This window comes from Streptomyces sp. NPDC002784 (assembly GCF_053592135.1).
Window position 1 is genome coordinate 276,127 of record NZ_JBSFVD010000003.1, and the last position, 10,741, is coordinate 286,867.

At 72.5% G+C, this 10,741-nt stretch carries 11 protein-coding genes and 2 pseudogenes; 4 read left to right on the forward strand and 9 right to left on the reverse strand.

What is annotated here, in order from left to right:
• Nucleotides 1–94: 94 nt before the first annotated feature.
• Genes paaE through paaA form a run of 5 tightly spaced genes read right to left on the reverse strand, consistent with a single transcriptional unit; the run spans nt 95 to nt 3,793 of the window.
• Complete coding sequence (gene paaE, locus ACWD1Z_RS08600; RefSeq protein WP_451116742.1) at nt 95–1,201, reverse strand: 1,2-phenylacetyl-CoA epoxidase subunit PaaE; 1,107 nt, start codon at nt 1,199–1,201, stop codon at nt 95–97.
• On the reverse strand, nt 1,201–1,707 hold the full coding sequence (gene paaD, locus ACWD1Z_RS08605; RefSeq protein WP_451116744.1) for a 1,2-phenylacetyl-CoA epoxidase subunit PaaD: 507 nt from the start codon (nt 1,705–1,707) through the stop codon (nt 1,201–1,203). Before paaD ends, paaE begins: the two co-directional genes overlap by 1 nt.
• Nucleotides 1,701–2,528: a 1,2-phenylacetyl-CoA epoxidase subunit PaaC gene (gene paaC, locus ACWD1Z_RS08610; RefSeq protein ID WP_451116746.1), complete on the reverse strand. Its 828-nt coding sequence runs from the start codon at nt 2,526–2,528 to the stop codon at nt 1,701–1,703. Before paaC ends, paaD begins: the two co-directional genes overlap by 7 nt.
• A gap of 9 nt (nt 2,529–2,537) precedes the next feature.
• Nucleotides 2,538–2,828 (reverse strand): 1,2-phenylacetyl-CoA epoxidase subunit PaaB, encoded by a 291-nt coding sequence (paaB, locus tag ACWD1Z_RS08615; protein WP_451116748.1) that lies wholly within the window; start codon nt 2,826–2,828, stop codon nt 2,538–2,540.
• Nucleotides 2,825–3,793: a 1,2-phenylacetyl-CoA epoxidase subunit PaaA gene (paaA, locus tag ACWD1Z_RS08620; protein ID WP_451116750.1), complete on the reverse strand. Its 969-nt coding sequence runs from the start codon at nt 3,791–3,793 to the stop codon at nt 2,825–2,827. Before paaA ends, paaB begins: the two co-directional genes overlap by 4 nt.
• A 203-nt stretch (nt 3,794–3,996) precedes the next feature.
• On the opposite strand from paaA, the gene paaK reads away from it, so the two are divergent.
• From paaK to ACWD1Z_RS08640, 4 genes and pseudogenes are all read left to right on the forward strand, one after another.
• On the forward strand, nt 3,997–5,310 hold the full coding sequence (paaK, locus tag ACWD1Z_RS08625) for a phenylacetate--CoA ligase PaaK (RefSeq protein WP_451116752.1): 1,314 nt from the start codon (nt 3,997–3,999) through the stop codon (nt 5,308–5,310).
• Between the two features lie 250 nt (nt 5,311–5,560).
• A pseudogene (locus ACWD1Z_RS08630) lies at nt 5,561–6,031 on the forward strand (isochorismatase family protein); the annotation flags it as partial.
• Nucleotides 6,032–6,057: 26 nt separating this feature from the next.
• Nucleotides 6,058–6,582 carry a DoxX family protein gene (locus ACWD1Z_RS08635; RefSeq protein WP_451116754.1) on the forward strand — a complete coding sequence of 175 codons (525 nt, stop codon included), beginning with the start codon at nt 6,058–6,060 and terminating at the stop codon, nt 6,580–6,582.
• Nucleotides 6,563–7,302: pseudogene (locus ACWD1Z_RS08640) on the forward strand (YoaK family protein). The gene ACWD1Z_RS08635 and the pseudogene ACWD1Z_RS08640 overlap by 20 nt, the downstream one beginning before the upstream one ends.
• 1 nt (nt 7,303) lies before the next feature.
• On the opposite strand, the gene ACWD1Z_RS08645 reads toward ACWD1Z_RS08640, so the two are convergent.
• The 4 genes from ACWD1Z_RS08645 to ACWD1Z_RS08660 are packed head-to-tail and all read right to left on the reverse strand — an operon-like array spanning nt 7,304 to nt 10,617.
• Nucleotides 7,304–7,744 (reverse strand): RpiB/LacA/LacB family sugar-phosphate isomerase, encoded by a 441-nt coding sequence (locus tag ACWD1Z_RS08645; RefSeq protein ID WP_451116756.1) that lies wholly within the window; start codon nt 7,742–7,744, stop codon nt 7,304–7,306.
• A gap of 27 nt (nt 7,745–7,771) precedes the next feature.
• Complete coding sequence (locus ACWD1Z_RS08650; protein WP_451116758.1) at nt 7,772–8,197, reverse strand: CBS domain-containing protein; 426 nt, start codon at nt 8,195–8,197, stop codon at nt 7,772–7,774.
• 10 nt (nt 8,198–8,207) lie between these two features.
• Complete coding sequence (gene polX / locus ACWD1Z_RS08655) at nt 8,208–9,926, reverse strand: DNA polymerase/3'-5' exonuclease PolX (RefSeq protein WP_451116760.1); 1,719 nt, start codon at nt 9,924–9,926, stop codon at nt 8,208–8,210.
• Nucleotides 9,927–9,954: 28 nt separating this feature from the next.
• The gene (locus ACWD1Z_RS08660; RefSeq protein ID WP_451117138.1) at nt 9,955–10,617 is read right to left on the reverse strand and encodes a dienelactone hydrolase family protein; all 663 of its coding nucleotides are present in this window, start codon (nt 10,615–10,617) and stop codon (nt 9,955–9,957) included.
• Nucleotides 10,618–10,741: the final 124 nt, after the last annotated feature.

Below are 10,741 nucleotides of genomic sequence, written 5' to 3' on the forward strand. Positions count from 1 at the left end.
CGAAAACGGATTCGATGCTAGTCCCCTCGCTCTCCTCGCCCTCGACTCGATGCCTCCGGCCGTCCCGCCACCGTGCGGGACGGCCGGAGGCATGTCAGCTGTCGTAGTCCACCGTCAGCGTCTCGGACACCGGGTACGACTGGCAGGTCAGGACGTACCCCGCCTCGACCTCCGCCGGTTCCAGGGCGAAGTTGCGCCGCATGTCCACCTTGCCGTCGGTGACCAGGGCCCGGCAGGTGCCGCACACGCCGCCCTTGCAGGCGAACGGCAGGTCCGGGCGGCTGCGCTGGGCGCCGTCCAGGACGGTCCGCTCCCGGGGCAGGGCGGAGGTGGTGGAGCGGCCGTCGAGGACGACGGTGACCTGGCTGACGGGACCGGCCGGCCCCGACTCCGTGTGGTGCACCTCTCGTACGGGCTCGTCGTCGGCGTAGAACAGCTCCTGGTGGACCCGGTCGGCCGGGACACCGAGTGCGTCGAGGACCCGCTGGGCGTCGCGGACCATGCCGTGCGGGCCGCACAGCCACCAGTGGTCGGCACTGGGCACGTCGACCAGGCCGTCGATGAGCGCCGTCAGCCGTTCGGCGTCGAGGCGGCCGGAGAGCACCTCGGCCTCCCGGGGTTCGCGGGACAGGACGTGGGCGAGCTGGAAGCGGCTCGGGTACAGGTCCTTCAGGTCGGCCAGTTCGTCGGCGAACATCACCGTGCCGCTGCGGCGGTTGCCGTAGAAGAGGGTGACCCGGGAGCGGGAGTCGGCGGCCAGGACGGACTCGGCGATGGACAGCATGGGGGTGATGCCGGAGCCCGCGGCGAGCAGCACATGGTGGCCCGGGGTGGTCAGGTCGGGGGTGAAGGTGCCGGTGGGGGCCATCACCTCGACGGTGTCGCCGGGGCGCAGCTCGTTGACCAGCCAGGAGGAGAACAGGCCGCCGGGCACCACGCGCACGCCGATGCGCGGGGCGGTGCCGACGGGGGTGCAGATCGAGTACGAGCGGCGCTCGTCCCGGCCGTCGATCTCGCGCCGCAGGGTCAGGGACTGGCCGGGCGCGAAGGCGAACTCCTCGGCCAGCTCGGGCGGGATCTCGAAGCCGACGGCGGCGGCGTCCTCGCACAGCGGCTGCACGGCGGCGATCCGCAGCGGGTGGAAGACCGGGCGGCGGCGCGGGCGCGGCTTCACGGCCTCGGCGGGGGCGGTCGGGGCCATCAGATCTCCTTGACGTACTCGAACGGCTCGCGGCAGGCGCGGCAGCGCCAGAGCGCCTTGCAGGAGGTGGCGGCGAACCGGGAGGTCTCCTCGGTGTCCGCGGAGGCGCAGCGCGGGCAGGGCACCGTGCGCCGGATGGGCGACAGGGTGAGCGGCACCGGGCCGCGCGGGGCGGGGCCGGGCGGGGCGATGCCGTGCTCGGCGAGCTTGCGGCGGCCCTCGGCGGTGATCCAGTCGCTGGTCCACGGCGGGTTCAGGACGGTGCGGATCTCCACGCGCGCGTACCCGGCGTCCCGGAGGCGGGCGGCGACGTCGGCGCGCATCTCGGCCATGGCGGGGCAGCCCGAGTAGGTGGGGGTCAGCTCGGCGACGACGGTGCCGTCCTCGGTGAGCGTCACCTCGCGCAGGACGCCCAGGTCGGCGAGGGTCAGCATGGGCAGCTCGGGGTCCGGCACCTGCTCGGCGATGTGCCGGGCGTGCCGCGCGTCGAGCTGGAGGGTCACCATGTCGCCTCCGGGTGGGCGCGGGCCACGCTCTGCAACTCCGCCAGCAGCGGGGCCAGATGCTCGGTGTGCTCGCCGGCGCGGCCGCTGCCGGGGGACGGCCGGTAGACCGGCATGGGCAGCCCGGCCTCCTCCGTCACCTGGCGCAGCACGGCGACGACTTCGTCGCGGACGTCGCAGGCGGTGAACAGTTCGCCGAGGTACGGCGCGACCTGCTCGACGGCCTTGCGCATCCGGCGGTGGGACTCCTCGGTGCCGTCGCCCAGGCGGACCGCCCACTCGGCGGCGTACTGCCGGTGGTAGGTCAGTTCCTTGACGCCCTTGGCGGCGACGGCGGAGAGCACCGGGTCGGGGTGGGTGACCAGTTGCTGGAAGTGGGCGAGCCGCCAGCTGGACAGGACCAGCAGCCGCACCACGGTGAACGCGAAGTCGCCGTTGGGGAGTTCGGCGAGCCGGACGTTGCGGAAGTCGGCCGGGTCGCGGAAGTACGCGTAGGCGTCCTCGTCGCGGCCGGTGCCGTCGGCCTGTCCGGCGCGGGAGTAGAGCAGCCGGGCCTGGCCGAGCAGGTCGAGGCCGATGTTGGCGAGCGCGACCTCCTCCTCCAGCTCGGGGGCGCGGGTGATCCACTCGGCGAGGCGCTGGGCGGCGACGAGCGCGTCGTCGGCCAGGGCGACGCAGGACGCGGCGAGTTCACCGGCGTCGACGCCCTCGGGCACGGTCGTGTCGACGCCGTGCAGGGGGTCCTCGAAGCCGGTGCCGTACGCCCAGCGGGTGTCGTCCTCGTGTCCCTCGGCGAGGGTCAGGTAGACGTGGTCCTCACTCATCCACGGCTCCTAGATGTGCGGGACATCGTCGGGGATGTCGTAGAACGTCGGGTGGCGGTAGACCTTGTCCGCGCTGGGGGCGAAGAAGGGGTCCTTCTCGTCGCGGGTGGAGGCCGCGATGTGCTCCGAGCGCACCACCCAGATCGACACGCCTTCGTTGCGTCGCGTGTACAGGTCGCGGGCGTGGGTGAGGGCCATGGCGTCGTCGGCGGCGTGCAGCGAGCCCACGTGGACGTGGTTCAGGCCGCGCTTGCCGCGCACGAACACCTCGTACAGCGGCCAGTTCTGCGCGTTGCTCATGCCGCCGGCTCCTTCCGGGCCCGCTTGGCCGCGTGGGCGGTGGCCGCCTCGCGCACCCAGGCACCTTCCTCGTGGGCGCTTCTGCGCCGCTGTGTCCGCTGGTCGTTGCAGGGTCCGCCGCCCTTGATGACCCGCATCAGCTCGTCCCAGTCCGGGGTGCCGAAGTCGTGCCGGCCGCGCTCGGCGTTCCACTTCAGCTCCGGGTCGGGCAGCGTCACGCCGAGCTTGTCGGCCTGCGGGACGGTCATGTCGACGAAGCGTTGGCGCAGTTCGTCGTTGCTGTGCCGCTTGATCTTCCAGGCCATGGACTGCGCGGAGTTGGGGGAGGCGTCGTCGGGCGGGCCGAACATCATCAGCGAGGGCCACCACCAGCGGTTCACCGCGTCCTGGACCATCTCGCGCTGGGCGTCGGTGCCGCGCATCATCGTCATCAGCAGTTCGTAGCCCTGCCGCTGGTGGAAGGACTCCTCCTTGCAGATGCGGACCATTGCGCGGGCGTAGGGGCCGTAGGAGCTGCGGCACAGCGGGACCTGGTTGCAGATCGCGGCGCCGTCGACGAACCAGCCGATCACGCCGACGTCGGCGAAGGTCGGCGTCGGGTAGTTGAAGATCGACGAGTACTTCTGGCGGCCTTCGATCAGCCGCTCGGTGAGGTCCGCGCGGTCGGCGCCGAGGGTCTCCGCCGCCGAGTACAGATACAGCCCGTGTCCGGCCTCGTCCTGCACCTTGGCGAAGAGGATCGCCTTGCGGCGCAGCGAGGGAGCGCGCGTGATCCACTCGCCCTCGGGCTGCATCCCGATGATCTCCGAGTGGGCGTGCTGCGCGATCTGCCGGACCAGCGTCTTGCGGTAGCCCTCCGGCATCCAGTCGCGCGGCTCGATCCGCTGGTCGCGCGCGATCGTGGCGTCGAAGTGCTCCTGGAGTGCCTCCGGGGGCGAGGCCTCGGCATGGTGTGTCGTGGTCATCTCCACCAGCTTCCCAACCGACCATTCGTTCGGTATCAGTGTGACGCCTTTCCGGCCCTCCGGCAAGACCCTTCGCCACCCTTGCGGCAAGACCCTTCACCACCCTTGACAGCCACCGGCCCGGCTGGTTGTTTGACCGGTGCATGCGAACCGAATGATCGGTCGGGGCGCGTGGTGGTGGAGATGCCGACGAAGGAGTCCCGATGAGCAACCTGGGCGAACCCCTCCCCCACGACCTGCTGGACGACGGCGAAAGACTCACCCGCGAACAGCTCAGGGAGCTCCAACTCGACCGGCTGCGGGCGACCTTGCGGCACGCGTACGACCAAGTCGAGCTGTATCGCAAGAAGTTCGACGAGGCCGGGGTCACCCCCGGGGACTGCCGCACGCTGGAGGACCTCGCCCGGTTCCCCTTCACCACCAAGGCCGACCTGCGGGACACCTACCCCTTCGGCATGTTCGCCGTGCCGATGGCGCAGGTGCGGCGCGTGCACGCCTCCAGCGGGACGACCGGGCGCCCCACGGTCGTCGGTTACACCGAGAACGACCTGTCGATGTGGTCGGACGTGGTCGCCCGCTCGATCCGGGCCGCCGGCGGCCGCCCCGGCCACAAGGTGCACATCTCCTACGGCTACGGCCTGTTCACCGGCGGACTCGGCGCGCACTACGGCGCCGAACGGGCCGGCTGCACGGTGATCCCCGCCTCCGGCGGCATGACGGCACGCCAGGTGCAGATCATCCAGGACTTCCGGCCCGAGATCATCATGGTCACCCCGTCCTACATGCTGACCCTGCTCGACGAGTTCGAGAAGCAGGGCGTCGATCCGCGCGACACCTCTCTGCAGGTCGGCATCTTCGGCGCCGAGCCGTGGACGGAGGAGATGCGCCGCGAGATCGAGGAGCGCGCGCGCCTCCACGCCGTCGACATATACGGGCTGTCCGAGGTGATCGGTCCGGGCGTGGCGCAGGAGTGCGTGGAGACCAAGGACGGGCTGCACATCTGGGAGGACCACTTCTATCCGGAGGTCGTCGACCCGGTCACGGACGAGATCATGGCCGAGGGCGAGGAGGGCGAGATCGTGTTCACCTCGCTCACCAAGGAGGCGCTGCCGATCATCCGCTACCGCACCCGGGATCTGACCCGGCTGCTGCCGGGCACCGCCCGTCCTGCCTTCCGCCGGATGCGGAAGGTCACCGGACGCTGCGACGACATGATCATCCTGCGGGGGGTGAACGTCTTCCCCACCCAGATCGAGGAGATCGTGCTGCGCACCCCCGCGGTGGCCCCGCACTTCCAGATCCGGCTCACCCGGCGCGGCCGGATGGACCACCTGACCGTCCGCGTCGAGGCCCGCCCCGACGCGGGCCCCGACCAGCGGCGGGCCGCCGCCGGCGCCATCGCGCGGGGCGTGAAGGACGGCGTGGGGGTCAGCGTCGAGGTGGAGATCGTCGAGCCGGAGACCCTGGAGCGCTCGCTCGGCAAACTGAAGCGCGTGCAGGATCTCCGCCAGGAATAGGGCAGTCGGGAGCCGTAAGCCCCGACTCGGCCACGCATGCACTGCCAGACCACCGTCGGTGCACTCGTGGCGGCCGACGGCTCCGGAAGCACTCCTAGCGTGAACGGCGAAGCACTCGACACGTATCGGTGCCGTGCACACGGCACCGCGTGCACCGCGTGCGCCGTTTCGCCAAGGGGGTTGTTCCGGAGATGTCAACGATGCCGGTGGGCGGGCTCGTTCCGCGTGACAGCGACGGCGCGGCGGACCGCTCAGCACGGTCGCCGCCGAGTCCTTCTCGGGCCCGATCATGCCGCAGCTGCAGGACGTCTTCCCCGAGCGGATGGTCAACGACCGCACGACGATGAACGCGTGGGAGGACATCGACTTCGTCGAGGCCGTCAAGGCGACCGGCCGCGAGAAGCTGGTCATCGCCGGCTGTGGACCGAGGTCTGCGTGGTGCTGCCCACGCTCTCCGCCCTCTCCCAGGGCTACGAGGTCTACGTGGTCACCGACGCCTCCGGCGGTCAGCCCGCAGGCCCACGACCACGCCGTCCAGCGCATGGTCCAGGCCGGCGCCGTCCCCGTCACCTGGGTCCAGGTCCTGCTGGAACTCCAGCGCGACTGGGCCCGCGGCGAGACGTACGTCCCGGTCACCGAGGTGGTCAAGGAGAACGGCGGCGCCTACGGCCTCGGCATCGTCTACGCGCAGTCCGTCATCTGCGCCCACGCCGCCGGCTGAGCACCTCGGGAACGGGCGGGAACACGATGGACACGGGACTGCTGGTCCTCCGGCTCGCCGTGGGGCTCCTCATCGCCGGTCACGGAGTACAGAAGGTCAGCTTCCGGCTCGGGGGCGACGGAGTGGCGGGCGGCACCGAGGAGTTCCGCCACGACGGCTTCCGCGGCGGGCGGCTCACCGCCCTCGCCGCCGGGGCCAGTCAGATCGGTTCCGGCCTGTGCCTGGCCGCCGGACTGCTCACCCCCCTGGCCGCCATGGCGGCGATGGGCGTCATGACGGTCGCGGGCACGGTGAAGTGGCCGAAGGGCCTGTGGGTGCAGCACGACGGCCACGAGTATCCGCTGGTCCTCGTCGTCGTGGCGGTGGCGCTGGCGCTCACCGGGCCGGGACGCTGGTCGGTGGACCACGCGCTGGGGGCCGCCCCCTGGCCGGGGTGGCTCGCGGTCGCCGTGATCGTGCTGGGTCCGGCGAGCGGACTGCTCACCCGGGCGGTGCTGCACCGGCCGGCCGGCCCGACCGAGCGGACCCGGTATGCGCAGGCTGCTGACTGACGCGGTCCGCACGCTGGTGCCCCGCGCCGGGGACCCGCACGGGCCGCTGCCGCCCCTGCTGCTCGTCCTGACGGTGGGCACCGGGCTGGTCGACGCGGTGAGCTATCTGGCACTGGGCCATGTCTTCGTGGCGAACATGACCGGCAACGTGGTCTTCCTCGGCTTCGCCCTGGCCGGCGCCGAGAGCCTGTCCGCGCTCGCGTCCGTGGTCGCGGTGCTCGCGTTCCTGGCCGGCGCGCTGGCCGGGGGCCGGTTCGGCGCCCGGTACCGGGCGCACCGGGGGCGTCTGCTGACGTCGGCGACGGCGGTGCAGACGCTTCTGGTGGCGGTGACGGTGGTGGTGGCCGCGGTGGCGGTCGGGCGGGTCACCAGCGGCGTCCAGTACACGCTGATCGTGTTCCTGGGGCTCGCCATGGGTCTGCAGAACGCGGTCGCCCTGCGCCTGGGGGTGCCGGATCTGACGACGACCGTCCTGACGCTGACCCTGACCGGCCTGGCCGCGGACTCCGCCCCGGCGGGCGGCGAGGCACCGCGTCCGGGCCGCGCCGTCTGCTGTCCGTCCTCGCGATGTTCCTCGGCGCCCTGGACGGAGCGGCGCTCCTGCTCCACGGCCACCTCGTGCTGCTGCTGGCCCTGACGCTGGTCCTGCTGGCGGCCGCCGCGGTGACGGCGCACCGTCTGTCGGGAACCGACGCCGCCTGGATCCGCCCCGGGCCCTGAGCTACCGGTCGAGCCGCTCGATGTAGGCCACGTTCCGCAGATCCTCGGCGTCCTGGCTGGCCTCGGCCGTGAACCAGGCGTCGAGGATCTCCTTCAGCAGGGGCTCTGAGGTCAGCCGCAGGCTGAGGGCGAGCACATTGGCGTCGTTCCAGCGGCGGGCGCCGTCCGCCGTGGGGGCGTCCGTGCACAGGGCCGCCCGTACGCCGGGCACCTTGTTCGCGGCGATGGAGGCGCCGGTGCCGGTCCAGCAGCAGACCACGGCCTGATCGGCCGTACCGGCGGCGACCTCGCGGGCCGCCGCCTCGGAGCAGACCGCCCACTGGGGGTCCTCCCCGGGCCGCAGCGCGCCGTGCGGCACGACCTGGTGGCCGCGCCGCTCCAGCTCCGCGAGGAGGAGGCGGGCCACGGGTTCGTCCATGTCGGAGGAGACGGAGATCCGCATGCCCGCGAGCCTACTCGGCCCGCCCCGTCAGTGATTCGGGGTCGCGCGGCTGATGTCCGCCAGGGCCGTGTGCGGGTCCTCGGTGACGGCGAGGTCGCCGAGGCTGACCATGCCGACCGGGCAGCCCCCGTGCTCCACGACCGGCAGCCGCCGTACCGCGTGCCGGCGCATCAGCTCGATCGCGTGGTCGGTGCTGTCCTCGGGGCCCACGGTGACCACGGGCGGCCGGCTGCACACGGCCCCGACCGCGGTGGTGTGCGGGTCACGGCCGTCGGCGATCGCCCGCACCACGATGTCGCGGTCCGTGAGCACTCCGAAGAGATCACTGTCGTAGACGACCAGGACGTCGCCGAGGTTCTGCTCGCTCATCACGCGGGCCGCCTTCTCCACCGTGGTCATCGGTTCGACGGCCACGGCTCCGGGCGACATCACGTCACGTATCCGGTGGGTCATGGGGCACCTCCTAGGGCCGTTCCTTGCGCAGGAAGCGGCGCAGCCGGGTCAGGGTCCAGGTGTTGATCACGTCGTCCGCGGTGAGCCAGCCGCGCTGGGCGGTGGCCACGCCGTGGCGCAGGTTGGCCAGGTGGGGCACGGCGTGCGCGTCGCTGTCGATCGCGAACCGCACGCCGTACCGCCTGGCCCGCAGGATGTGCTCGTCGCCGAGGTCGAGCCGGTCCGGGTGGGCGTTGATCTCCAGGGCGGTGCCGGTGCGGGCGCAGGCGGCGAAGACCTCGTCGAGATCGGCGTCGATGCCCGCCCGTCTGCCGATGAGCCGGGTGGTGGGGTGGCCGATGATGTGCACGTACGGGTTCTCGCAGGCCCGCACGAGCCTGCGGGTCAGGGCCGCCCGCCCCTGGTCGAAGTGCGAGTGCACCGAGGCCACGCACAGGTCGAAGCCGGCCAGGAACTCCTCCGGCCAGTCGACGCCCCCATCGGGGCCGATGTTCAGCTCGGCCCCGTGCAGCAGCCGCATCCGCCCGGCATCCAGCCCGCGCACCCGCTCGCGCTGGGCGAGCATCCGCTCGTCGGTCATGCGCTGCATGGACAGGTCGGGGCCGTGGTCGGTGATCGCGTAGTAGGCGTAGCCGCGCCGGGCGGCCGCGGCGACCATGTCCTCCAGGGAGGCGAGCCCGTCGGTGAGGTCGGTGTGGGTGTGCAGATCGCCCCGTACGTCCGCCTCGGTGACCAGCTCGGGCAGCTCGTCGCGCAGCCCCGCCTCGATCTCCCCGCGATCCTCGCGCAGCGTGGGCGCGATCCACGGCAGCCCGAGCCGGGCGTAGACGTCCTCCTCGGTCCGGGACACGATCTTCTCGCCGCTCTCGGTGTCGAACAGGCCGTACTCGGACAGCTTCAGCTTCTGGTGGACGGCGATCTCCCGGACCCGGATGTTGTGCGCCTTGGAGCCGGTGAAGTACAGCAGGGCCGCGCCCCAGGAGTCCGGCGGTACGACGCGCAGGTCGACGGCGAGCCCCCGGTCGGTGCGCACGGAGGTCTTCTTCTCCCCCCGGGCGATCACCTCCGAGACGTACGGCAGCTCGGTGAGGGCCCGCATCACGGGCCCCGGCGTGCGGGCGGTGACCAGCACGTCGAGGTCGCCGATGGTCTCGCGGCCCCGCCGCAGCGATCCCGCGTACGCGCACCGCCGCACGCCGCCGACCCCGGACAGCGCGGCGACGACCTCCTCGGCGAGCCCGGTGGCGACGTCGATCAGCACCCGGCCGCCGGAGGCGCGCAGCAGGTCGATGCCGTGCAGCAGCTTCTCCTCGGTGCGCGGCCCGAAGCCCTTCAGGTCGCGCAGCCGCTCCTGGTGGATGGCGTCGGCCAGCTCGTCGACCGAGGAGATGCCCAGCTCTTCGTAGAGCATCAGGGCCTTCCTGGGGCCGAGGGAGGGGATCGCCGTCAGCCGGCGCACTCCGGCCGGGATCCTGGCGCGCAGTTCCTCGACCGCACCGACGCTGCCGCTGGTCAGGTACTCGGTGACCTTCTCGGCGATCGAGGTGCCGACGCCGGGGATCTCCTTGAGGCCCTTGGCGTCGAGCCGGGCGACGTCGGCGTGGTGGCCGCCGATCGCCCGGGCCGCCTTTTCGTAGACGCGTGCCCTGAACGCGTCTCCTCCGGTGATCGAGATCAGGTCCGCGTACTCCTGGAACAGCGCGGCGACCTCGTCGTTGGCCCGAGCCACACGTTCAGGGTAGGCACGCGGCGCGGGTTCAGTCCCCCGCGCAGGCCCGGACGTGGTCGGCGCACCACTGGCGGGCCGCGTCGGCGACCTCGTCCAGGGCGCCGGGCTCCTCGAAGAGGTGCGTCGCGCCGGGCACGACATGCAGCGTGCAGGGCACCCGCAGCCGCCGCGCCGCCTCCTCGTTGAGCCGCAGCACCTCCCGGTCCCGCCCGCCCACGATCAGCAGCACGGGCGCGCGTACGGCGTCCAGGGCGTCCTCGGCCAGGTCGGGCCGGCCGCCCCGGGAGACCACGGTCAGCACGCGCGCGGGACGCTCGGCGGCGGCCCTCAGGGCGGCGCCCGCCCCGGTGCTGGCACCGAAGAGGGCGACGAGCAGCCCGCGGGTGTCGTCCCGCTCCGCCAGCCAGTCGATCGCGGCCACCAGCCGTCCGGCCAGCAGCGGAAGGTCGAAGCGGTGCTCGCCGGTGAGCGCGTCCCGCCGTTCCTCCTCCTCGCTGAGCAGGTCCATCAGCAGGGTGCCGAGCGCGGCCGTCCGCACAGCGGCGGCCACCTGCCGGTTGCGGGGACTGTGCCGGGAGCTGCCGCTGCCGTGCGCGAACAGCACCACCGCGCGCGCGGAGTCCGGCAGGACCAGGTCGCCCGCCAGTTCGATGCCCGGTCCCGCGGGCACCACGACCGAATGGGAGATCATCACCATCGCCTCCGCTCCCCGGGTTCCTCCGATCCGGCGGGGCAACCGGCCTGCCGGTGACCGGTTCCCGAACAGGCCAAGGCCCCGGCGGGGCGTTGTCAGTGCTCTCGCCTAGAGTTCCCGT